Consider the following 23,586-nt stretch of genomic DNA (forward strand, 5'->3'; position numbering starts at 1 on the left):
CGCTCACCATATCCGTGTGACTCCATAGCTATCAAAAGCACCGTCACAGCTCACCAGCGGAATCGCTTCCGCGAGCGATTGGGCAATCAGCAGACGATCGAATGGATCACGGTGATGAAAAGGCAAGTCAATCAGTGCAGTGGTATGTTTTGGCAGGATCGGCAAGATATGGAAATCGTTGTGGGCCAGTTCTCGTTCCATGAATAACGCATAGGATTCTGGCAACGCATATTTACCCAGACTGATCTTGATGGCGATCTCCCAATAGATTGCCGGACTGATGTAAACCATCGTCCGCGCATCGCTGATGATCGACTGCGCGGTTGCAGAGAGTTTCGGATCATCCAGCAAGAACCACAGAAAGGCGTGGGTATCCAACAACACTCTCACGGCATATAGCCCTGGAAATCGTCTAGATGTGCCTCATCCTCTACCAGCACCTGCAACTTTCCCTTGGCGCTGCCTGGCGTACGCCGCCGAATGGGTGGTTGTTCGATGGTTTCGCTGTTTTGCCGCAAGGCATAGCGATTTTCAATGAAATGGACAAAATCAAGCACCTCACGCGCCAAATCGTCCGGCAGTGTTTTCACTTCAGAATAGATCTCTTCTGCTATCGCCATGGCTTACCTCTCTCAATTTGAATCACTGAATCAGTCATCGTTACCCTCAAGACCGACAATCTTCTTCAACGCAGCACCCAATTTCGGATAGTTGACCTTCACGCCGTCAGCAGGCGGTAGGCCTCGCCCTGTGGGTCGCGGTAAAGTAGGCACCACAGCTATTGCAGCGCAGCCGCTCGAAAATATGTTCGACCGCACTTAAAGGGGACTCGCCCTGAATCCGTACCCGTATCACCGGCTGATAGAGGTAGAGCCGGCCATGACCGCATTCTGGGCAGAGCTGTCCCGCCTTCAGCTCATCATGGTTGTGATGGCACTGCAACCGAATCACCCGCTCTGCTTTTTGAGTCGATGGCTTTTTCTTCCCATTTGTGTATCGTGACATCTTTCAGAGACAATGAGATCTGTCGCTCTGTGACCATTAACAAACCCCCCAACAGTAGCTGCCTATCGGCTTTAGAGAGGGCCAAATCTTCTGCAATGGCTCTCTCAACACGCTCAATCAGCTCGTCAATCTCGGTTTTACTCAATGTTTTAAACTCTGTCATGGCGCTATTTTACCAAAGTTGAGAGGAGTTGGCGTAATTGTTGTGCCTTAATCGCACTTATCGGCTCTGCCGGGCGAGGCCAACCCCGGTATTTGCCTTTGGAGAGGCGTTTGGTCATCAGCCAGTAGCCATTGTTCTCATAGACTAGCAGGCGAATCATCGTTTTGGGAAGCAGTTGCCGCCATTGTTCCGGTGATAACTCGCCCTCCACACTCAATGGCCGACCGGTAGTGGTTTCGGTCGTCCATTTGAGAGCCAGAAGAGGTTCGCTAGTCGGCTCTGACGGTTCAAGCGCGATGAATCCCGGGATGGTGTTGTTCTCCTCCCGGCTCTTCTTCCAGCTACTGAGTTGACGGTAATTGATGCGCAGCGCTTTGAGTATGTGGCTCACCGGGTAGTGGCCTATTAACGCTACGGTTTGTTGTTGTAGCGCCTCGGGAATTCGGCTTCGCGCGCTCTTTTCTGGGTTCTCCCGCCAATCTTTAAAGGCCTGCGATACGGCTGCTAGGGTGGGGTTCGGCATCTCTGTTCTCCTCTGTGGTTCATCAGGGGAGTAGTGAAACAAATGTTGCGGCGTTTTTTACGCTATGGTGGCGTAAGGTTACATTTTATTTCCAAGTCTATTCATCGCTGGAGCTCCTCCAATTCCACTAACTCCCCAGCCGCCCGAACCCCCAACTGCATCGACCAAAGTAGTGACTGTTCCAAAAACTGCGCTAACGGTTGCAGATCGCCACTATCGGCCATCGCAATCGCATCGAGATAGCTTCGTCGCCGGCTGGTCTGAATAATGAGTGGTAATAGTTCCAACCGTAGTAAAACATAGTTCAACAGCAGTCGTACCACCCGACCATTGCCATCATCAAATGGATGGATAGCAATAAAGCGGTGGTGTATCTCTGCTAATAGTTGCATTAACTCTTGTTGCGGTTGCTCAATCTGTTCTGTCAGCCAGTGGCAAAACTCCGCCATCTTTGCCGGAGTCTCCTCCGAGGTAGCAAAGTGAAACAGCTCACCCGTGGCGGTAATGACATGATTCGGAGCCGTTTTATACTCCCCCGGCTCAATCCAGCGGCGAGTCGGGTTGCCATCGACCGTTTCAGCAATGCGCCAAAAACCCTCTTTTAAGACGATGCGATTCAAATCACGAATATCTCCTTCACCGATCATGCGCTCCTCTTTAGCTAAACTACGTAGATACTCAATCGCCACATCGTGACCACGCATCTCCTCATATTCGCGTAACAGATGTTCGCCTCGGGTACGGCCATGAATCAGTAACAACAGTGTTTCACCATAGGTTAAGGTGTTGCCTTCAATGTGGTTAGAGTTGTAGTTCCACTCCAGCCGTAACCGCTGCCAAAGTCGTTGCTCAAATTCAGCTTTAAGTGGTTGTGCTGCCAACCATTGATCGCAAACATCCGCCAGTTCAGCCGTCAATAAGGGACGAAATTTGTGGTAGTCACTCATCGCTGAATCGCCTCCAACTTCTCAGCCATCTGCTGCCGTACTGTTGCCAACTGTTCCTAAAAACCTAAGCAAAGTTGCTCATGGCAGTTTTTCGGTAATTCGCTCTCCGTTGATAACACCCGTACGGGCGAGCAACTGGAGTCCTGGTTGAGCAGTCCCAACCGGAGGCGCTCAGTCCGCGCTTGCAAGATCGTCTTCACCTGTCGGTACGGCATGAACCGATCGATGTCAAGATCGGACAACCGTGCCAGCACGTTTCGCGCAGCGTTCTGATCTGCCTGCAACACAACCCCGTCGAAACAGTAAAACCGATCCCCCTGGCGTTTGCCGAGTAGGCATCCGTTGCGGGAATCAATTTGCGATGTGTAGGCAGGATTGACCAGAACGACCGCAGAACCTCTGCGGCTTGAAACACTATCAAGTGCTTCGGCAATGACGCCTTTCGTCCAGCTTGCCAGCCGACGATTGACGTTCTTGCCGAAGGACTTGCCCGACATCGGGGCGGTGAGCTCTTCCGCCGCAATCACGGCGGCTTTATCAACAACCTTATGAACCGACTGAAACACCACATCACGGATGCTTGCATGGGTTTTGTCCATCTGCCGGTTTAGCTTTTTGCGCCCAAGGTTAAAGCGACGAATGTGCTCGCGTTTATGCGGGTTACGGGTCGTGTTGGCGAGCGCTCGCAGTTTTGATCGGCGCTGATATTTGGCTTTTAGCTTATCGGATTGTTCGGTCAGTACTTGACCGAGCTCCTGGCCGTGGTGATCGCCGTCTGAATCCACAAGCACTTCGGAGTAGCCTTTATCAATGCCGAGGGTGCGCTTGCCGCAATCCTGTTTGGTTTCGACATTAACGGTGGTGTGAACCTCAATACGGTCATCGTCTTTGATAATGACGCGCAGAGTGCCAGTTGGCGTGATCGTGGTATTGAGCAAAATGGCGATACGCTGACCTTTAACAAGGCCGGGGATCTTGATCCAGACGCACCCACCCAGGAGGAAGGTAGTGTAATTATCTGAACGGACAATAATCTGGTTATGGGTATGGTTATGGCCATGATGCCAGTGCTTACGCATGAGCCGGCGCAGATAAGAATCGCCCGTCCATTCGTTGCGCTTGAGGGCAGTGAACAGGCGTTTTTGCTCGGCTTCGTCCCGGATGTGACGAAAGACAGATTGGCGAACCTTAACCTTGGCCGCTTCCATGCAGGCGGTGATGTTGCCCTTCGCATCGCGTAGGGTCTCTTTCCAAGCGTTGGCGGAAACCGGAAAGGCGCGACCTTCCTTCAGCCAGCCATCGCGAATCTTGCGATCCGAGAGACCCACGCCACCGACCGACCCAAACCTCTGCCAGACCTCGGTACGCACTTGGCCAAGCCGACGCGCCTGCTCGCGCAATGCGGCGACTTTGCCCTTGTTCGGGCGTTTTGCGTTCAAAACTCGCGTGACCTTCATTCGCACACATCCTTTGGTAACTGAATGGGACTATCGGGAAAATCCTCCTTGATCTGCTGCTTGTACTTGCGCATCCGATACAGTCGGCAACTGAAGGTATGCACAATCGCCAGTAAATCCTCAACCATCTCTTGCTCAGGGGAGAGAGACTCCTGGTTCACAACGACTATCTCACAGCCATTTTCTGCTGCGATATGCGCCAACAAATCGAAGCCAAAGCGCATCAACCGATCCTTGTGGGCAATCAGCAGTAGGCGCACTTCCCCACGATGAATCCGATCGACCAGAGCGAGAAAGCGCTTGCGCTTGAAGTTCATCCCGCCGCCGATTTCTTGCACCCACTCATCGACCGCAATCCCTGCGCCCAGACAGTAGGTTTCCATCGCTTTGACCTGGGAGGCAAGATCGTCTTTTTGTCCCGCACTGGAGACTCGGCAATACACCACCACATCTCGCCTCTTAGGCGCCCCGCCCAGCATCAGGCGAACATCGGACTCATCGAAATACCGATGCCCCGATGGCAGGCGCTTGGACTGCAACTTCCCCTCTCTTTCCCAACGCCGCACGGTTTGCACTGACCGCCCAATGCGCTTAGCAAACTCACCTATGCTGTATCTACTGCTCATAACACGTAATTATAGACATATTCGAGTATAAATCAAGCAACTGTTAATTGCTCCTCCGTCGCTTCCAGGCCGACGATCTTCTTCAGGGCCACGCCGAGTTTGGGGTAGGGATACAGCGCCACTGACCCATTCGTCCACCCCATCCTTCTTTAATTTCCAGAGGCGGATCGGTCATGCGTTGCGCTGGCATTTCATTCTATCAGTCCTGCTGATCCAAGCCTGTCCCACAAGGCCGACAGATCATCAGGAAGCGGCAGGGTGCGGATAATGCTTGACCGTCTGTCCTTTTCAGATTTTTGACCCAGCAGGGTATTTAAGGCCGGATTCACCACAGAGGAGTAGAAACTTTTCCCATGTATCCACTGCTTAAGCCGCTCGTCTTGAGGCAATGCGCGTACTCGTTCAAGGGTCGATTCATAGCGCACCATGATGCACTCAGGATCAAGAAATTGATGCCATTCCTTGAGCTTTTCCTTGATTCTGTCACTATCGAGGGCTACTTCAGGTGAAAGAAGATCTTCTTTGAAACCCCGAGAACGCAATCCCTCCCAAAGAGGGTTTATGACCGACCACAGAACACCATGTGCTACCCAACGATCAAGATCGTTCAAGAGTGCCTCACGGAGTTTATGCTCGCCTTCAAGGATTTTGCGCTGCTTTTCAGGAAACGCCGCCCAAAGTTCCTGCGGGACTATCAGATAGTTTTCTACGCAAAAACGGGGACTGATCCAAAGATTGGGGTGGGTGGTTTGCTTTTCGGTAAGGACTTCACTGCTCCATTCATCACGATCAACAATCCCGAACCAGTCAGGCTCCCTGATCAAAATATCAAGAACAATCTTCTTCCCGCCAACTTCGACAATGCAGAAACTGGATTCCCAGCCAGCATGACGCTTAGACAGAAGTTCAGCGTAGAAAGCAGCATCATCAACGCCCTCAACAATCAACACACCCTTACGTGTTGCACCGATCTGTTGTTCTTTGATCTTTTTGATTGTTGTTGAAATTCCCTTGCTCATCGCGCACCACCTTCGGGTTGGAGCGCAACACGCAGCCCATTGTTGTCATACCGATGCCAAACATCCACGGCATGGGAGGTAATAAGAAGCTGCCCGTCCTTTTTAACAATCAGCTGTTCTAATGCAGACAAAAAGGGATCGACGAGCGAAGGGTGTAAATAAAGATCCGGTTCATCGATCAGGACGACCCCCCCTTTTTGCATCCAGCGGGTAATGAGGTAGATAAGAATGAGTACCTGATGCTCTCCGGCGCTGAGGTCATCAAGGGAGTGAGAGAGTCCTCTCTGATTCTGAAGTTTGACCCGGATCCGCCCTTCACCTGGACGGATATCCGGATCAATCTCCTTGCCAGCTAAAAACCGGTTCAGGGAGCGGATTACCTCATGATAGAGGTGAAGCTGAGATGTTTTGAGGGTAATCAGGGACGCTTCCAGCTGGCCTTTCCAGTCATCCGTAACGAGATAGCGTGTCAGCCAGCGCTGAGACAACAAGTCGGGCTGAGGTTCGGAAAGATTTCGCTTCGGAGACACCCACCTCCGCTCTTCAGCATCCAGATAAACAAGATTCGGCGCATCTATAGCCTCGTAGGTGAGTATCTGTTTTTTCCGGGCGGTGCTCCAGGCATCCAGCCATCCTTCTTTGGGCAAGTGCAGTTCCCGCTTTGGCTTGCCAACATTCCCCCTCGTAAATGTTTCACCGATTCTGGCCACATTGTCATACCCAGGTAAAATTTCCTTGCTCCATTCCTGCGTACCAAACAGAACCACGACCGGTTCAGGATAAAACGGTTCCAGACTGTCCAGAACTACCGCAAAGCCATCCCATCGCTGCAGCCATGAACGGGATTCATGTTTTTGCGGCAGAACTTTTCGCTGATCCAGCCAATAGCCCAGCGCATCCCACAACATGGCAACACCCCGGAGCAGGGTAGATTTGCCACACCCGTTCGGCCCAGTAAAAAGAACCTTTGACTCTACCGAATCTGTCCAGTCATTATTCAGGGTAATTTCACCATCCGGCAGAGATCCGACACCCTGAGTGACAATTGATTTGATTTTCATATCACTCCTCCGTCGCTTCCAGGCCGACGATCTTCTTCAGGGCCGCGCCGAGTTTGGGGTAGTTGACCTTCACGCCATCATCAAGGTCGATCTTCACCTGCTCGGTGGCCAGAGGGTAGAGCACCTCGCGTTCGTACGCCTCCATCTCGGTGATCATCCTGGTGATCTTTAGGGTCTCCTTCAGGGCCTTGGTCTTCTCGCTCTGGCTGCTGCTGGCGCTGATGCTGACCGCCTCCAGATGGTTTTTGTGGGAGGTTAGCTTGGTGCGGAACTCGCGCAGGTAGTCGTTGCCATGCCCCTTGATCGCCTCTTCTAGCCTCTTTATAGCCACGGCACATTCACGCCGAGCCGCGCTGTTTTCAGCAAGCACCCGTTTCAGCTTGGCGGAGACCTGATCCAGCAGGCTGCGGCGGGCGAACTGAGCGAATTTTTTTAGTTTTGCTGTTTCCATGAACTAAGCCCCCAACCCGGCAAGCTGGTTAAACTGAAGGTAGTTAGGCCAGTCGACCTTCATCGCCCGGTCGGGGGTGTCATGACGTTCTGCATTTCGGGTGATCCGCGTTTTCCTCTTTGCGATGCTGGTATGCCCAATACTAATGAAGCGACTTTTATAGCCGTTCAAAAATTCATTCTGATTCCAGAAACCTTTGCCAACCTCCTGGCAATATTTGACAAAACACTGTGAACCCAGCAATTGTTTGACGATTTGGTTCCATCCATCTTTTGTGCGCTTCATCTCGATGTAGATAATGCATTTCTTCTCCGCGCTGATGATTACATAATCAGCGCGTTTACATTCACCATTGCCACCATTGAAAACATCATCTGGCGACCGGAATGCTTCTACCTTGATAATCATTACGTTAGCTGGCAGATTTCGAATCGTTGCCTTGGAATCTGGTGCTTGTGGTTCACTGAGTTTGACAAGCGGCTTGCCGTACTCTTCTTCCGGTTGTACCAATGCAGTGCCCTTGATCATTTGGGAAAGGATATCCATATCCGGCATCACTCATCTCCTCCCCAAACGATTTCTTCCTGGATTCGATTCATATCTTCTATGGTTTTATCGAAACTACGCGCTTCTATCCCAAGCTTGCTGTCAATGTCGGCTTGAACGAGTGTCTGGCATCGTGTTTTGCGCTGCGCTCCATCTAACTTAATGAGCGCTTCTTCCGCTATGTAGACTCTTACCTTGTCAGAATTCAGCATTTCAGAGGCCTTGTAATGCTCGCGATCGGCAAGAGTCTCTAGCCGTTCTCCTCCCTGATTAAGCATAATCAAGGTATTCAGCTCTTTGATAATGTAGTCACTGTGCGTCGTGATAAATACCTTGATGCCGATATTGACCAGTCGTGCAAAAAGGCGAGCTACACGCCGCTGATTTTCTGGATGCAAATTCAGCTCCGGCTCATCGACCATCAGAAGGTCGCCCGGAGTGGCGACATGCCGAAGGTAGAACCCGATATCCAATAGCGAGCGCACAGCACTTGAACTTTCGACTAGTGACAACTTAATGCGTTTGTTGGATGAGGGGTGGAATTGAATTTCTCCATCTTTTGATACTTTGTATTCCCCCCCGATAATATCTTTGAACGCTTCTAATAAATCAGAATGATTTTTTAGAATAAAGCTCTCTCTATGGGTAATATTTGGCAGCTCGCGAATAAAGTCGACGTTCTTCCTTACTGCGATAGGGTATTCACCACTAAACTTGCCCAGCAATTGAACAGGGTGCAGTTTAGCGCTTTTATCACCCAGCATTTCAACGAGCCTATTCCTAGTAAAGTCAAGCTCCTTTTGGAAAATTGCCGCTCCTGTCCGCTCGGCGCTTGCTAAAAACGGTTTAGGAATGACGCTTCCCATCAATACATTCCCTATCCCACTTCGGATCATGTCTTCTACAACATGCTTGGGCGGTAATTCATCATCGGATTTTTCAACAATCAGGCTTATTTCAATGCTATTAATATCAGGGATCGATTTAATATTGAGAATGCCTCTGTTGGCTGTCCCAAATGTGAGTTCAACCTTATCGGTTAGCTTGCTATCCCCGCAATCCATATCAAAAGTCAGCGCAGCATCATCAAAATGCTGTTCGCTACCTGCAAATATTCGATGCAATATTTCTGAGTAGTTTTTTGAGCTGATATTTAGATGCTTTTTTAAATCCCCGATGTACGGCTGAAGTGATATTTGAACCGCTCCTTCAGAGTACAACTTTTCAATATCGCTTTGGTTTACAGGAAATTCAGCATTCGTGCGCAGAAAGTCCAAGAATCCGTAAGTCGCATGGGTTGCATAGGTCTTTCCGGTGTTATTTCCGCCGCAGATTATCGTCAGTTCGCCAAGCGTGAACTCCGCCTGCTTTATAGCGCCGAGATTTTTTATTGAAATCTTCATATCGCTGATCTCTCGGCGATGGTCTGGAGGTTAGTCATCAGCTTGATGTTTTCAGCGATGTACTGACCGACCTCATCAACAAAGAAGTTCAGACGGAACTCTTTTTGATTTTCCTGGGTCGATTGCCGTTCGATATAGGCGTTTATCTGTTCGGCAAAATCTTCGATGGAGACACGGTACTGGCTGCGGTATTTATCGAGTATCCCCAGGGCCAATGCCTCGTCACCACCGGTTGCCTGAGCATAGGCTTTGGCAATGTTTTTCGCCTCCAGCAGCGCCTGCTCGCGGCCTTTTTGCCATGTTCTGCCCGCAGTGGATTCATAGGCCGACTTGAACAGGTCATAGAGGCCACGGCTGTCGAGGTCGCGCTCGAACTGGGCGATGTGCCCCTGCTTGCCGTAGTAGCCGCACATCTCGTCAAAGACTTTGACGAAGACCGCGAGCAGCGCATCGATCTGGGTCTTGCTGATGACATCTGCTTTCTGGTCGATATTGAATAGAATGCTCTTCGACGGAATGGCGACCGCTCGCTTGAGATCACCGCGCAGGATTTCGTTGTCGCCACACTTGGGCAGGAACAGATCAAGAGCCGAGGCCCCGTCGATCTGCCGGTTTTCGAGCAAGAGCGCCAGCATCTTCAACAGGTGGGATTTACCGGACCCGAAGAAGCCGGAAACCCAAACGCCATTGGCACCTTCATAGTTGTTGTAGGCATCCAGAAAGGACTCAAGCCGCTTCTCGACTTCGTTGGTCAGAACATACTCTTCAATCTCTCGGGATAAGCTGGCTTCATCGTCAGCTTTGATGACCCCTTCAATCGGGCGGTCAACTGGCTTGTTAAAAATGGTCTTAAGAGTCATCACGCTTCCCTCGTTTATGCTTCGCAGTGAAAGATGTTAAATGCCCGGTAGTACTTGTCGTCATGCAGCCTTCCGAAGAGATCAAGCGATGCTCCGGACTCCAGGGAGTGGGTGTAGGCTCCTGGGAAAAACATGACAGTCGGCTTCTCTTTCGCCGTGCTCTGCAAATTGTTCAAAACGTTGTGCGAGCGGATGTAGGGGAACACCTCGCCAACGCCGGACAGAAAAAGAACCTCGAAATCGGTGCTTGCCAGCTTGGCTGCAATGGCCGGAACAAGATGTGCTTCCGGGTCCAGTACGCCTTGCAACAGCTCTTTGAGCTGCTCTTTGGAGACGGAATCCTCCATCTCGACAATCTGCTCCCAGATGTCTCGTTCTTTGAGGATTTCTATCGAAAGGTCATACAGATTGATCTCCAGAATCCGAATACCGGCCTGCTCAAGGCGATTGATCAGCTTTGGCTTTTGCCGCTCCATTTCGACGGACTCTTCAGATTTGAAGGGACAGATGAAGAACGGAACCTCGTTACCGAGACCTTGCTTATTGAGAAAACGCTGGCCCGAGATCACAGCAAAAAGATGCTGAAATCTGTCTTGCATTGGCATTCTGGCTACATCTGATGTCACTACGCCATCCCCTTCAGATCGGATTCAAATACAGGGAAGCACGAAAGATCCCTGCGGCTGCCACGATGGATCACATCCAACAATCTCGGGCTGAGCATGGCAGCGTTTATCATGTTGTTGGCCGCTAAGAGATCAGCCTCTCGAAGTATCTTGAATAAGACCTGCCGCAATTTGCTTCGCGTCGCTGGGGTGATCTCATCCAGTTCCAAATGCCATTCGGACTTTCGGTTGAAGAAGGAATCAAAATCATCAGAGGTCAGATCACTTTTCAGCGTGATATAGCGCTCGCGAAGCACTTCGACGGCAAAATCAGCGATGAATCGGTACCGACGGCAAACGGCAAGCCACAGGAGATAAGCCTGCTCTTGGTGGCTGCCCTCAACAAGGAATTCAAGTTCACCTGGGCTCATCGTTCTAAGCCGAGAGATGATCTCGCGGCAGACTCGTTTGAGCGTATTCAGTATTCTGGTCTGTAGTAAGTTTTCTGCGATGACTTTGTCTCGAACAGCGTTCCAGTCGCCAAGATCAAGATACAGCGCGGCCAGCTTCACCGATTCGCGGTGAAAGAGACTGCCCGTTGTAAATGACAGGCTGTATCTATCATTACTCATTCTTGGTCAGCCATTTTGTGTATTAGAGGGCTTTTTGTAATGCTCGGCAGCGCCACCGGCCTTTACCCATTCGTCCACCTCCTCGTGGGCGATTGGGGTTAAGCCATGCGCTCGCCAGAGGCGAAGTAAGGGAAAACAGACGGAGTTCTCCCAATCAAATCACTTGAAAATATACGAATTGGCCGTCGGATGTCAAACGATCTTTACCGATTAAAGCCGATTATTTGCTAACAAGGTCGATGCCAGACGCCTGATCCGAGCCTGATCCCCCTCTCTCTAAGTCTATCAGGTCGGCTCCGAGGCCGTCACGCTATGGTGGCGTAAGGTTACAGCTTATCGTTTCAATCCACGCCCCCCGCACGGAGGGCGACACCAGCAGCACAATTTATTTTCCCTTTAATCTACCCGCATCTACCCAATCATCCTCATCGGGATCAATCCGACCAACAGCCGACTGTAGATAGGTTTGAAACGCTGCACTGTACTTTCCTAAATCGTGCAGCAAACCCAGTAACTCACCCATCGGCTCTAAGCCGATTTTTGCGCTACCTCTAGCACCTATATGGCCTACTTGCATTAGATGCTCTGCCAATGTTTGCGCCATGCCGTCATCTTGACGATAGTGAGCCATGCTATTTTTTACTTTCATCGTAACTAATTTGTTCCTGTCATCTCATGCTAACACCAATGTACAACAACACTTTAACCAAACAATCGGGCATTTCTTGCATCGACCTGTCGCTAAGCCATGGCTCCGTAGAGGGTTTGGCATGATGGCTCAATTATAGTTTTGTTTATAGACTCAAGCCAAGACCTAACACGGCATGCTCGTAGCTAGCTTACACTCACCACAGGTCATCTAGCAACTAAAAACATCTCTAGCGAGATAGCCACTATTTTTCTTCTTTCTATCCTAAGTTACTATCGAGAGAGTTAAACAAGAGGCCGTGTTGTCAGAGTGGGGCTCCATTTCACCAAGATCCCAAGATCGCCCTTAGCTGTTGTCGCTCGTTTGCTGCACCGTTTTAATGCCAAAATTTTCTGGCATTTCGACCAAAATCGAGTATATTTCGCATTAGGAGTGCAGAGGCCGACAGCTCGACCGCTGACCCCTAAAGCGGTTAAATCCCCAATGACTATTGATATGGAGAAGCAGCCATGATCGGCCTTAGCAACGACAACAGCACAACACTGGCCTACCTCAATACCTCGCGCCTAAAATCGACTGTCGAGGCGTCCAGAACTCAAATTCCGACTCCCCCGACTCCCCCCTTCAACCTGCCGGCTAATAACAGCCTTAACAACAACCTCTTTGGCAGTCTTAGCCTTAGCGATGTTGCCCAGCAGATGTTTGCCGCCTATCGGGCAACCGGTTCAGAGAGTAGCGCCGCCTCCATCAGGGGGGCTCAGAGCGATCCGGCCATGCGGCAACTCAACGCCTACTTAGGGCTAGGTCGAGACTATGCCACCAGCAGCGCCAGCGTCCAGAGCCGTTCTGGCAATGCCAGTGGCGATATCTCCCTCGCTATCGGCCCCCGTGCCTCAGGCTCTGTCTCAATTAACGGCTCACAACTCAATGCCGAAGGTAGTTTTGAGACCGGCATCGGCGTTGAAGCGAATGGCCGTTTTAACTACGGTCGAGGCGAGATTGACGCCACCGCCAGTGCCAGAGTCGGTGCTGAGGGGAGCGCGTCGCTCACGGTAGGGCCAAACGGCTTTACGGTCGAGGCGAGCGCTGAAATCGGGGCCTCCATTGAGGCCACTGTCCGTAACGAAACCGAAGTTGTCGATGGCGTTACCAGTATCACTGAAGTTTCGGGTTACGCCTATGCCGGAGCCGGAGTCGAGGGGAGAGCGAGTCAGAATATCAGCGCTAACGGCGCTAGCGCTAGCGCCTTTGGCGGAGCCCATGCCGGTGCTGAAGTCGGCGCAGGCACCAGTCAGACGGTCGGCGTTGGCAATAGTAGCGCTACCGGCGGTGCCGGAGTCAGTGTCGGCCCCTCTATTGGCGCTCAGGGAGGCGCCGAGTTTGAGCTAAGCAGCAACAGAATTATGCTAGGGGGAGAGATGGATCTCGATCTGGGCATCGGACTATCGGTTGAGGCCAATATCGATATCAGCACTCGCGATGTCAGCCGTGCCGCCAACGCGGTGAGTGATGCCGTTAGCAGTGGTAGCAGCGCAGTCTCATCCGCCGCTAGCAGTGTCGCGAGCGAGACCACGAAAGCGGCCACAAGTACCATTAGCTCTACCGCTAGCGCTGCCGTTAGCGCCTATCGCGCCATCTCAAGCGTGAAATTTTGGTAAGTAGGACGACTTTTTTACCGCTCTCGCTCTGTGCCGTTACAGCCGGCACAGAGCCCTACTAGTTCCACCACGGGGCGCTCGGTACTAAACCCCGCCGCCTCGGTCGCCTGCTGTAGCGACTGGTTGATCGCCGTACTCTCCACCTCATCTACCTCACCGCAGCGACTACAGATTAAAAACTGGCTCGCGTGCGGCTGTTCTGGGTAGCGACAACCGACATAGGTGTGCTGGCTCTCTAGCTTATGAATCAACCCCTGCTGCTGCAGAAAATCGAGCGCCCGATAGACCGTAGGCGGAGCCGGCTTTTTGAGCCGACCCCTCAACTGTTCCAACAGCTCATAGGCACTTAAAGGGCGTTCAGCACCACACAACAGCCGTAACACCATTTTTCGTTGCCCAGTCAGCTTAACCCCACGCTGCTCGCATATCTTTTCGGCACGCTCTAAAACTCGCTCTAACTGCCGCGCTTGCACAACTAGGCTCCCATACGCCATTGACGATAAAACTGCTTTGATGCGGCTGAAATAATATAGAGCAACCCAGCGAGCAGAATAATCGTCGCTCCAGCCGGAAGATCGTATTGATAGGAGAGTGCCAACCCCGAAACACTTAATCCCGCTCCAAGCAGAGTCGCCACCACCATCATTCGACCTAACGAGTGGAGATAGTGGCCCGCCACCGCCGCCGGTAGCGTCAATAACGCTAAAACCAGAATCAGCCCCACCACCTGAATCAGCAGCACCACGGTCACCGCCACCAAAATCAGTAGCAACAGATAGAAAAAGGCGACCGAAATACCGCGCAGACGGGCAAACTCCTCATCGAAGACTACCGCCAAAAATTGGCGCTGAAATAGCCCCACCACTAGCAGTAAGATCAGATCTAGCCCGGCCATAAACCAAAGGCTCTCCCTCGGCACCAGCAGAATATTGCCAAATAGATAGCTAGTTAAATCGCTCTGATAGCCAGGAGATTGGGAGAGAAACAGAATTCCGATAGCCATTCCCACCGCCCACAACGCACCGATGAGGGTATCCTCCTGCGCCCGCCACTGTAGCCGCACCCAACCAATGAGCAGCGCCGCCACCACAGCGGCAATCAGCGCCCCGTGCAGCGGCTCAAAACCGTAATAGACCGCCGCCCCCATGCCACCGAGTACCGAGTGGGCAATCCCCCCAGCGATAAAGGCGATCCGCTTCACCACCACATAGGTTCCCACCACCCCACAGCCGAGGCTAGCTAGCAGAGCAGCGAGTAACGCATGTTGCAAAAAGGGGTAACTGCCGAGTGCTATAAAAAATTCCATTAAACGATACGACCACTTAGGCTAATGTTGATGATGATGGATCATGCGGACCGACTCGCCATAGAGATCCTGGACTATCTCGCCGCTAATCGCATCGGTAGGATGGCAGACAAGGGTCTGATTAATACAGGCAACTCGGTTAACATAGCGAGAGATAAAGGCGATATCGTGCGAGACCACCACAATTGTCATGCGCTGATTGAGCTGGCGCAGTAGCTCAAAAATCTCCCCCTCCAGCCGCTGGTCGATATTAGCCGTCGGCTCATCGAGCAGCAGTAGCTGTGGGCGACTCACCAGCGCTCGGGCTAAGAGTACCCGTTGTAGCTGGCCACCAGAGAGGTTACCAATTTGGCGTTTAGCGATACTCTCCGCCTCGACCTCGGCTAACGCCGCAGCAACGCTCTGCTGTCGTAGGTGGCGTGCTCGGTAGCGCCGCCACGGCCAGCGCCCCTCGTCATCACGCCCGATGCAGCCTAGTGCCACCACCTGCTCTACACTAATCGGAAAATCGCGGGCAAAGGCAGGATATTGCGGCACATAACCCATGTGACGCCGCGCTTGCACCGGTCGCCGCCCCAACACCGTGACCCTCCCCTGCTGCGGCTTTAATAGCCCTAAAATCAGTTTTAGCAGCGTGCTCTTGCCACCGGCATTTGGGCCGACGATCGCTAGAAACTCGCCGGCGCTCACGCTTAAATCGACCCGCTGGAGTACCGGCACCCGCTCATAGGTGAAACTGACCTGCGACAGGGTAATGACCTCCATCGTCATCGCTAATTAGCCGAGCTAAAGGCGCGAACAAACTGCTCACCGACCCGATGGAGATTGACAAAGTACTCCTCGGCGAGTGGATCGACCGCAATCACCTCCCCCCCAATCGCTGCGGCAATTTGTGCCGCTTGACGCTGGTCAAACTGCGGCTGCACAAAGACCACCTTAATCCCCTCCTGCCGCGCCTGTTCAATTAGCTGAGTCACCGCCCTAGCCCCGGGCTGTTTACCCTGGTGCTCAATCGCCACCTGCTGTAGCCGATAGCGATCGGCAAAGTAACCCCATGAGGGGTGAAAGACTAAAAACTGCCGTCCGGCATAAGGTTCCAATTGGCGAGCGAGGCTCTGATCTAACTGCTGTAGCTGCGATAGAAGCCGCTGATGGTTAGCGGCAAAGTACTCCTTTTGCGTCGGCTCTAGCGCTGTGAGTCGATCTCTAATGGTGCTGATCATCATCATCACTAGCTGAGGTGAAGTCCAGAGGTGGGGATCGAGCGCCTCAGCCTCATGTTCGTGCTCATGTTCGTCTCTCTGTTCAGCGTCGTGGTGGTGCGCCTCCAGACGGCGTAGCGGCAACCCCTGGCGCAGATCGACAATCTCCATCTCTCCATTAGCAGAGCGAATTCGCTCCATCCAGCTATCTTCGAACGGTACGCCAACTCGTAGATAGAGTTTAGCCTTCGATAGCGCCGCAATCTGCTGCGGGGTCGGGTCGTAAGTTGCCGGACTGTGGCCTGGGCGAACTAGGCTCTCGACCGCCACCCGCTCGCCGCCGATGCCACTCACGAGCGCCTGTAGCGGCAACACGCTGACAAAGACCGAAATCGGTGCGGGCTGAGCGACGCCCCATAATGAGAGCAACAGAAACAAAACCCCATAACGCATCATCTTAAAATCTCCCTTGCACAAAAAAATGTTATTTTATAACATAACTGGCTACTAGTCACAAATAGTCACAAACCACCAAAAATTGAGTATACTGCCCCTCATGATCTCCACAGAATGGCTCCTCATTACCCTGATTGGCACGCTGATTTGGTTCTGGCTTAGTCAGATTCGCGCTAAAGAGCAGGCGATAGTGGCGGCTAAGCTCCACTGCGATAGCCGCGGCCTCACCATTCTCGATCAGACTGTGGCGATGGTTACCCTGCGTCCCCGTCGTAACTCTCACGGTCGAATGGCGTGGTGGCGCAAGTTTGCGTTTGAATTTACGATTGATGGTGAGCAGCGTTATGCCGGCTCTCTAGTGCTGCACGGCGACCAGCTGCTTGAGCTAACCACTCCCCTCCCTGAGGGTCTCTCTCACCTAGCGCCAACCTTTGTCCCGTACCGTCCCTTTAAAACCACATCGCCTCATGGGTAGTTCAATCCTCTATAAATTGGTCATATTTCTACCTGAAACGGCGTTAGCCTCCGTTAAGGCGGCGCTGTTTGAGGCCGGTGCCGGTGCCTTTGGCCACTACGACTGCTGCTGCTGGGAGTCGAGCGGCCAGAGTCAATATCGCCCCCTCGCCGGTAGCCACCCCCATAGCGGTGAGATGGGGCGACTCCACGTTGAAACAGAGTATCGGCTGGAGATGGTCTGCCGTGAAGAGGTGCTCGAAGAGGCGGTAACCGCGCTGTGGCACCACCACCCCTACGAGCAGCCCGCTTATGAGGTGATTCAGCTCCATCCATTCACTCTGTTTATCCCGCCTAATCTAAGCTAGGAGCTCTACCTCATGAAATATATCGGTGCCCATGTCAGTGCCTCCGGTGGCGTCTTTAATGCCCCGCTAAACGCGACCAAGATCGGTGCGAATGCCTTTGCGCTGTTTACTAAGAATCAGCGTCAGTGGCACGCGAAACCTCTTGATGCTGACACTATTATTCGCTTTAAAGAGAACCTGCAACAGAGCGCTATTCGCCCCGAACAGGTGCTGCCGCACGATAGCTATCTTATCAATTTAGGCCACCCTGAAGATGAAGCGCTCGCGAAATCGCGCCACGCTTTTATCGATGAAATGTCTCGTTGCCAACAGCTAGGGTTAGATCGACTCAATTTCCACCCCGGTGCCCATCTAAATAAGATTAGTGAAGAGGAGTCACTCGCGCGGGTCGCTGAGTCGATTAATCTCGCCCTCAGGAGTAGCGAGGGGGTCACTGCGGTCATCGAGAATACCGCCGGTCAAGGCACCACACTCGGCTACCGTTTTGAGCACCTTGCCGCGATTATCGACCAAATCGAGGATAAGAGCCGGGTTGGGGTCTGTCTCGATACCTGCCACACCTTTACCGCCGGCTATGATCTGCGCACTGTGGAGGCATGTGCGGCGACCTTTGCCGAGTTTGATGCCATTGTTGGCTTGAATACCCTGCGTGGTATGCACCTAAATGATAGCAAGCCTGATCTTGGAAGCCGAGTTGACCGCCACCATAGTCTCGGCAAGGGTAACATCGGTCTTACCTGTTTTCGCTATATTATGCAAGATAGCCGCTTTGATGAGATCCCCTTAGTGCTAGAGACGATCGATGAGTCGCTCTGGCCTGCCGAAATTGAGCTGTTACGCGGTTTCGCGGCACACCCACAGGAGTCCTCTGCATGAGCCATTTTAGTCAGGAGTTAATTCAACAGTTCCAGCAGCAGCTACAGGGCCATCCGCTCTATGAGCGTATCGACTCGGTAGCTGCGCTGCGCGTCTATATGTCGCACCAAATCTTTTCGGTGTGGGATTTTATGTCGCTTATTAAATATCTACAGTCGCTAGTTGCTCCGGCCAGAGCGCCTTGGCAGCGCGGCCACGATACCGCCATTCGGCGCTTTATCAATGAGCTGACGCTAGAGGAGGAGTCGGATGAGTACCCGCACCCTAACGGTGATATCGAGTATCTAAGCCACTTTGAGCTCTACTGCCGCGCCATGGACGAAGTGGGTGCCGATAAGCATCCGGCACTACAGTTTGTAACCACCGTTGAGACTCAGGGGATTGAGGCGGCACTACAGCTCGATACCACTCCGGTTGCCGCACGAGAGTTTACCCGCCAGACCTTCGATTTTATCGGCAGTAGCCAACCCCACGCAGTCGCCGCAGCACTAGCTTTAGGGCGAGAGCACCTTATCCCAACCATGTTTCGCGCCTTGTTAAACAACATGGGGATAGCCAGAGCCGATGCCCCCCTGTTCCACTTCTATCTGGAGCGCCATATCCATTTAGATGAAGATTTTCACGCCCCGCTGTCGTTAAAGCTGCTCGATGCTTTGTGTGGTGATGACGCTCAAAAACAGCACCAAGCACTTCAAGCTGCCCACCAAGCAGTTGCCGCCCGCTGCGCTTTTTGGGACGGCATTGTGCAAAAGATCGATACCGACGACCTAGCTTAATTTCAATAAAGGCAGCCGATGACACCCCCACTCCCAACAACAACCGAACGCACCGAGTCGATACAGAGGCCACTCATGGCGGTCGGTATTGGGGCATCGGCTGGGGGCATTGAGGCGCTGACTGAGCTGATTACCTCATTAAAACCGCAGCGATCGAGCTTCTATATCGTCGCCCAGCACCTCTCACCCGACTATCGCAGTATGCTGGTGGCGATTTTGTCCAAAAATAGCGCCTTAAAGGTTAAAGAGGGGCTATCGGGTACCCTCCCCGAGGCCGATACTATCTACATTACCCCCGAAAATCGCAATATCGTCGTCCAAGAGGGTAGGCTACAGTTACAGGAGCCGGAGATAGGCGAATACCCTAAACCGTCGGTCAACCTACTGTTAAAATCACTCGCCGAGGAGTACGGCGCCATGAGCTGCGGTATTATCCTCTCCGGTACCGGCAGTGATGGTAGCCACGGTATTCGCCAAATTAAAGAGCGCGGCGGCATCACCTTTGTCCAGCTACCGCAGAGTGCCCAATACAATGGCATGCCGCTATCGGCGATACAGAGCAGCGATATCGACTATATCCTCCCCCCATCCGCTATCGCTACCGAACTGCATCAACTCAATCAGATTAACTCGCTCATAGAGCTAGCCCCGGAGAGTGTCGCCTCTCCCCCCGCTTTTCGTCCACTGCTACAGCGGCTGCGGCTCCACTACCCGATCGATTTTTATACGCTTGATCCCCCCCAGTTATGGCAGATATTGCAACAGAGCTCAGCGGAAACCACCCCGAATAACTTAGAGCAGACTGGACGGCAACTGCTGCTACAGACCAGCCACTTCTTTACCCACCCTAGCCACTGCTCTACCCTGCAACAACAGCTACTGTCGCTATGGCAGAGCCGTACTACCGAAGAGCAGGAGTTTCGCATTTGGGTTCCGGGCTCCGCGACTGGGATAGAGGCCTACTCTATTGCTATTTTATGGCAAGAGCTTACCTTTGAGCATACCCTGCCAACGCTACAAATATTTGCCACCCACAGCAACGAAAATGCGCTCCAGTTAGCCCGCAAGGGGTGCTTTCCAACCACAGCGCTGCAACAGCTACAGCCTAAGTTACAGCAGCGCTACTTTCTCCCTAGCGGCGGTAACTACGAAATCGGCAAAGATATTCGTAAAATGGTTATCTTTGCTCGCCACGAGCTGATGCAAGATCCCCCCTTTTTACGCATCGATCTCATCGCCTGCCACCGCCTGTTACAGCCGCTCCACCCCGATCTGCGCCAGCAGCTACTCAAGCTATTCCACTACGCTCTTAAACCCGATGGGCTGCTATCTGTCGATCAGGAGAATATGGCGCTAATTCCGGTCGATCTCTTCCAACAGGCGACCCCAAAGGAGCCGATATTTCGCCGGCTGCATACCCCTCCACTAGAGACGAATCGGCCTAGATTTCAAAACAGCCCCGTCTCGCCCCCGCTACGAACCTCCCCCTCCGGACGGGCGCGTACCGAAGAGCTCTATCAACGACAGCTACAAAAACTCTATGTTCCGCCAGGGATGATCGTCAATACTATGCACGATATTCTCTATATCAGCGGTGAGATCAGCAGCTACTGTACCCTCAGTGGCGGTATGTTGCAGTACGATCTAGCTCATTTGCTCAATCCAGAGCTCAAGAAAGAGACGCAGCTACTACTCTATCAAGCTAAACGCAACCAAGCCCCTAGTAGCGGTCGCGCCCACTACACTCGCCATCCGTTTCGGATTAAGGTCACCCCCCTCCCCGGTAAACGAGATCAGGAGCTCTACTTTGTCGGCTTCGAACCGATAGAGGAGGAGAGCCCGCCAGTGCTATCGGCCGATGAGAGTGAAGGTGATGGCCAGAGTAACCAGAGTCAGAACGAGATCAACTTTGAACAGCTACAGAGTGAGTTACAGACCACCCGAGAGCAGCTCTATAGCACTATTGAGGAGTTAGAGACCTCCAATGAGGAGATGCAGGCGCTCAATGAGGAGGTGCAGGCGGCGAACGAAGAGCTACAGGCGACCAATGAGGAGCTAGAGACCGCCAATGAAGAGCTGCAATCGACCAATGAGGAGCTTCTGACCGTCAATGATGAGCTACAGAACAAAAGCGATCAGTTCGCCAGCCTCAACCACCAATTAGAGAATATTCAACAGAGTCTGACGCTGCCCCTGATTGTGTTTGATGCTCAAACACGGCTAATCCGCTTCAATCGTGCCGCTAACTACCACTTCGAGCTGCATAATGGCTACCACCTGCACCACCTGCATGAAATTCCAGCCCCCCTACCGGTCGGTGAGCTCGAAAAGTTGCTCCAACAGGCGCTAACACACGGCAATACCACCCGCACCACCTTAACCCACAATCGCCACCACTATCTGATTCAGGTCTCACTCTACTTTGACGATGAGCAGCAGCTACTCGGCTCGATCTTCACCTTTGTCGATGAGACCGAGCTTATTGAGATTCGTAACCATCTGCAGCATAGCGAGCAGCAGCTACAGGCGATGATGAATAACTCCCCGGCAATGATTGCTCTAAAAGATACGGCTGGGCGCTACCAGTTCGTCAATCGCGCCTTCTGCCGTTTCTTTAATCTTGTTCCTGAACAGATGCTACAAAAGAGCGATCAACAGCTATTTAACCCCGCACTATCCGATCTATTTCGCTCTCGTGAGCTAGAGGTACAGCAGAAAGGTCGGTTGATAGAGGTCGAAGATCAGATCTCCTGCGGCGGTAAGCACTATATTTTACAGTGCCACCGCTACCCGCTATTCGATGACGATGGCATCATCAGTGGTCTCTGCATTCAGGCTAACGATCTGACCGAAAAGCGTCACGCCGAAGAGCATCTGCGTCTAGTCGCTAAGGTATTCGAACGCAGTACCGAAAGTATTGTCGTCACTGATGCGGATAACCGTATCTTAACTGTCAATGATAACTTTACCACTGTCACCGGCTACAGCCGCGAAGAGGCGATCGGTCAAACCACGGCTCTGCTCAAATCGGGACGCCATGATCACGCCTTTTATGAGTCGATGTATCTAGCGCTCACTCACCACGAACAGTGGCAGGGCGAAATCTGGAACCGGCGCAAAAATGGCGAACTCTACCTAGAGTGGCTCACGATTAATGCGGTCAAAAATAGCGATAATGAGGTGGTCAACTACATCGGCACCTTTACCGATATTACTGCCATCAAAGAGGGGCAGAACCGGTTAGAGTACCTCGCCTCCCACGATGAACTAACCGGACTGCCGAATCGCACCCTCCTGCTCGATCGCCTGAACCACGCCCTTCAAATCGCGGCGAGAGAGGGGCGTCGCTGTGCGCTCTGCTTTATCGATTTAGATCACTTTAAGAGTGTTAATGATAACTTTGGCCACGCCGTCGGTGATCAGATGTTAATCCAAACCGCAGCTCGGCTGAGTAGCCACCTGCGCAGCAGCGACACTCTCGCCCGCGTTGGCGGTGATGAGTTTATTCTGCTCTTAGAGGATAGCGATATTAGCGATGCCCACCTAATCGCCACCAAAATGTTACGGTCGATGCAGCAGCCGCTGGTGATTGAGGGGCATGAGCTGTTTCAGTCACTCAGTATCGGTATCAGCCTCTATCCTGATGACGCCAAAGAGGCTGCAGTCCTGATGGAGTATGCCGACACCGCCATGTATCGAGTCAAAAAAGAGGGGCGCAATAACTACGCTCTCTTCTCTAGTGAGTTCAATCAAGTGCAGTTTAATCTAAAAAAGATGGAGACAGAGCTCCACCGTGCCTTAAAAGAGGATCAGTTCACTCTGCTCTATCAGCCGCAGATAGCGCTAGCGACTAACCAGACCGTCGGCCTAGAGGCACTCATTCGCTGGCAACGCCCCGATAACGAGATAGTCTCACCGGCGCTATTTATCGGCATTGCCGAAGATATCGGTCTGATTGAGGAGATCGATATCTGGGTCGTTAACCGAGTCTGTCAGCAGATCAACCAGTGGCAGCATGAGGGACATGCCGTTCCCCCTGTCTCGGTTAATATCTCTGCCCGCCACCTACGGCAGGAGAATTTGAGCGAGGAGCTAGTCCAGATTTTGCGTCGCTACCGTATCCCCCCCTCCCAACTCACGCTGGAGATTACCGAAGGCACCTTGGTTGAGCACGCCGAAAAGGCTCGTAATACCTTTAGTCAACTACGACAGCAGCAGTTTCAGTTAGCGGTCGATGACTTTGGGATGGGCTACTCGTCACTCATCTATCTGAAAAAGTTTCCGTTTAACGAGTTGAAAATTGATCGCAGTTTTATTAACGGTATTGGTCTTTTAGGTAGTGACGATGATGTCATCTGCAGTGCCATGATCGCTATGGCCCATGCGTTAGGAATGGAGGTAGTGGCCGAAGGGGTCGAAACCGAAATCCAGCTGCAACGACTACGACAGTTAGACTGTGAGCGGGTACAGGGCTATCTGTTTGCCAAACCGCTCCCACCCGCAGAGACTACCTCTTGGTTTCGTCCTAGCTAACCCACCGAGCC

At 52.3% G+C, this 23,586-nt stretch carries 25 protein-coding genes and 1 pseudogene; 6 read left to right on the forward strand and 20 right to left on the reverse strand.

Features of this window, described 5'->3' with window-relative positions:
- Positions 1–3 precede the first annotated feature (3 nt).
- The 16 genes and pseudogenes from D5085_04720 to D5085_04795 all read right to left on the reverse strand — a co-directional run bounded on the left by D5085_04720 (position 4) and on the right by D5085_04795 (position 11,947).
- Complete coding sequence (locus D5085_04720; protein QEP42496.1) at positions 4–390, reverse strand: type II toxin-antitoxin system VapC family toxin; 387 nt, start codon at positions 388–390, stop codon at positions 4–6.
- The gene (locus D5085_04725) at positions 387–620 is read right to left on the reverse strand and encodes a DUF2281 domain-containing protein (protein ID QEP42497.1); all 234 of its coding nucleotides are present in this window, start codon (positions 618–620) and stop codon (positions 387–389) included. Before D5085_04725 ends, D5085_04720 begins: the two co-directional genes overlap by 4 nt.
- 299 nt (positions 621–919) lie before the next feature.
- Complete coding sequence (locus tag D5085_04730) at positions 920–1,168, reverse strand: hypothetical protein (GenBank protein ID QEP42498.1); 249 nt, start codon at positions 1,166–1,168, stop codon at positions 920–922.
- Positions 1,169–1,172: 4 nt separating this feature from the next.
- Positions 1,173–1,691, reverse strand: coding sequence for a hypothetical protein (locus D5085_04735; protein QEP42499.1), 519 nt, complete (start codon positions 1,689–1,691; stop codon positions 1,173–1,175).
- A gap of 101 nt (positions 1,692–1,792) precedes the next feature.
- Positions 1,793–2,638 (reverse strand): Fic family protein, encoded by an 846-nt coding sequence (locus tag D5085_04740; protein ID QEP42500.1) that lies wholly within the window; start codon positions 2,636–2,638, stop codon positions 1,793–1,795.
- A gap of 56 nt (positions 2,639–2,694) precedes the next feature.
- The gene (locus tag D5085_04745; protein QEP42501.1) at positions 2,695–4,095 is read right to left on the reverse strand and encodes a transposase; all 1,401 of its coding nucleotides are present in this window, start codon (positions 4,093–4,095) and stop codon (positions 2,695–2,697) included.
- Positions 4,092–4,721 carry an IS607 family transposase gene (locus D5085_04750; GenBank protein QEP42502.1) on the reverse strand — a complete coding sequence of 210 codons (630 nt, stop codon included), beginning with the start codon at positions 4,719–4,721 and terminating at the stop codon, positions 4,092–4,094. Before D5085_04750 ends, D5085_04745 begins: the two co-directional genes overlap by 4 nt.
- Positions 4,722–4,912: 191 nt before the next feature.
- Positions 4,913–5,740 carry a DUF4435 domain-containing protein gene (locus D5085_04755; protein QEP42503.1) on the reverse strand — a complete coding sequence of 276 codons (828 nt, stop codon included), beginning with the start codon at positions 5,738–5,740 and terminating at the stop codon, positions 4,913–4,915.
- Positions 5,737–6,801 (reverse strand): ABC transporter, encoded by a 1,065-nt coding sequence (locus tag D5085_04760; protein ID QEP42504.1) that lies wholly within the window; start codon positions 6,799–6,801, stop codon positions 5,737–5,739. The genes D5085_04755 and D5085_04760 overlap by 4 nt, the downstream gene beginning before the upstream one ends.
- Position 6,802: 1 nt before the next feature.
- Entirely contained in the window at positions 6,803–7,252 is a 450-nt protein-coding gene (locus D5085_04765; protein QEP42505.1) for a hypothetical protein, read from the reverse strand.
- A gap of 3 nt (positions 7,253–7,255) precedes the next feature.
- Positions 7,256–7,807 carry a hypothetical protein gene (locus D5085_04770; GenBank protein ID QEP42506.1) on the reverse strand — a complete coding sequence of 184 codons (552 nt, stop codon included), beginning with the start codon at positions 7,805–7,807 and terminating at the stop codon, positions 7,256–7,258.
- A complete protein-coding gene (locus D5085_04775) occupies positions 7,807–9,201 on the reverse strand; it encodes a hypothetical protein (GenBank protein ID QEP42507.1) in 1,395 nt (464 codons plus the stop codon). Before D5085_04775 ends, D5085_04770 begins: the two co-directional genes overlap by 1 nt.
- A gap of 11 nt (positions 9,202–9,212) precedes the next feature.
- A pseudogene (locus D5085_04780) lies at positions 9,213–10,064 on the reverse strand (BREX system P-loop protein BrxC).
- Positions 10,065–10,075: 11 nt separating this feature from the next.
- Positions 10,076–10,666 carry a DUF1788 domain-containing protein gene (locus D5085_04785; GenBank protein ID QEP45056.1) on the reverse strand — a complete coding sequence of 197 codons (591 nt, stop codon included), beginning with the start codon at positions 10,664–10,666 and terminating at the stop codon, positions 10,076–10,078.
- A 20-nt stretch (positions 10,667–10,686) separates the two neighbouring features.
- Complete coding sequence (locus tag D5085_04790; GenBank protein QEP42508.1) at positions 10,687–11,298, reverse strand: DUF1819 family protein; 612 nt, start codon at positions 11,296–11,298, stop codon at positions 10,687–10,689.
- A 385-nt stretch (positions 11,299–11,683) separates the two neighbouring features.
- Complete coding sequence (locus D5085_04795; protein QEP42509.1) at positions 11,684–11,947, reverse strand: CRISPR-associated endonuclease Cas3''; 264 nt, start codon at positions 11,945–11,947, stop codon at positions 11,684–11,686.
- Positions 11,948–12,456: 509 nt separating this feature from the next.
- On the opposite strand from D5085_04795, the gene D5085_04800 reads away from it, so the two are divergent.
- Positions 12,457–13,605, forward strand: coding sequence for a hypothetical protein (locus tag D5085_04800; GenBank protein ID QEP42510.1), 1,149 nt, complete (start codon positions 12,457–12,459; stop codon positions 13,603–13,605).
- Positions 13,606–13,619: 14 nt separating this feature from the next.
- Here D5085_04800 and D5085_04805 read toward each other — a convergent pair whose 3' ends face one another.
- The 4 genes from D5085_04805 to D5085_04820 are packed head-to-tail and all read right to left on the reverse strand — an operon-like array spanning position 13,620 to position 16,569.
- Positions 13,620–14,099: a transcriptional repressor gene (locus D5085_04805; protein QEP42511.1), complete on the reverse strand. Its 480-nt coding sequence runs from the start codon at positions 14,097–14,099 to the stop codon at positions 13,620–13,622.
- Positions 14,081–14,911: a metal ABC transporter permease gene (locus D5085_04810; protein QEP42512.1), complete on the reverse strand. Its 831-nt coding sequence runs from the start codon at positions 14,909–14,911 to the stop codon at positions 14,081–14,083. Before D5085_04810 ends, D5085_04805 begins: the two co-directional genes overlap by 19 nt.
- Before the next feature lie 21 nt (positions 14,912–14,932).
- A complete protein-coding gene (locus D5085_04815) occupies positions 14,933–15,682 on the reverse strand; it encodes a metal ABC transporter ATP-binding protein (GenBank protein QEP42513.1) in 750 nt (249 codons plus the stop codon).
- Positions 15,683–15,684: 2 nt separating this feature from the next.
- Positions 15,685–16,569, reverse strand: coding sequence for an ABC transporter substrate-binding protein (locus tag D5085_04820; protein QEP42514.1), 885 nt, complete (start codon positions 16,567–16,569; stop codon positions 15,685–15,687).
- A gap of 100 nt (positions 16,570–16,669) precedes the next feature.
- Here D5085_04820 and D5085_04825 point away from each other — a divergent pair, with 100 nt between their 5' ends.
- Genes D5085_04825 through D5085_04845 form a run of 5 tightly spaced genes read left to right on the forward strand, consistent with a single transcriptional unit; the run spans position 16,670 to position 23,575 of the window.
- Positions 16,670–17,044 carry a DUF3301 domain-containing protein gene (locus D5085_04825; protein QEP42515.1) on the forward strand — a complete coding sequence of 125 codons (375 nt, stop codon included), beginning with the start codon at positions 16,670–16,672 and terminating at the stop codon, positions 17,042–17,044.
- The gene (locus D5085_04830; protein QEP42516.1) at positions 17,037–17,390 is read left to right on the forward strand and encodes an NGG1p interacting factor NIF3; all 354 of its coding nucleotides are present in this window, start codon (positions 17,037–17,039) and stop codon (positions 17,388–17,390) included. Before D5085_04825 ends, D5085_04830 begins: the two co-directional genes overlap by 8 nt.
- Before the next feature lie 12 nt (positions 17,391–17,402).
- The gene (locus D5085_04835; GenBank protein ID QEP42517.1) at positions 17,403–18,266 is read left to right on the forward strand and encodes a deoxyribonuclease IV; all 864 of its coding nucleotides are present in this window, start codon (positions 17,403–17,405) and stop codon (positions 18,264–18,266) included.
- Complete coding sequence (locus D5085_04840; protein ID QEP42518.1) at positions 18,263–19,042, forward strand: DUF3050 domain-containing protein; 780 nt, start codon at positions 18,263–18,265, stop codon at positions 19,040–19,042. Before D5085_04835 ends, D5085_04840 begins: the two co-directional genes overlap by 4 nt.
- A gap of 18 nt (positions 19,043–19,060) precedes the next feature.
- Complete coding sequence (locus D5085_04845) at positions 19,061–23,575, forward strand: EAL domain-containing protein (GenBank protein ID QEP42519.1); 4,515 nt, start codon at positions 19,061–19,063, stop codon at positions 23,573–23,575.
- Positions 23,576–23,586 lie beyond the last annotated feature (11 nt).

This window comes from Ectothiorhodospiraceae bacterium BW-2 (assembly GCA_008375315.1).
Classification (GTDB): Bacteria; Pseudomonadota; Gammaproteobacteria; order Thiohalomonadales; family Thiohalomonadaceae; genus BW-2.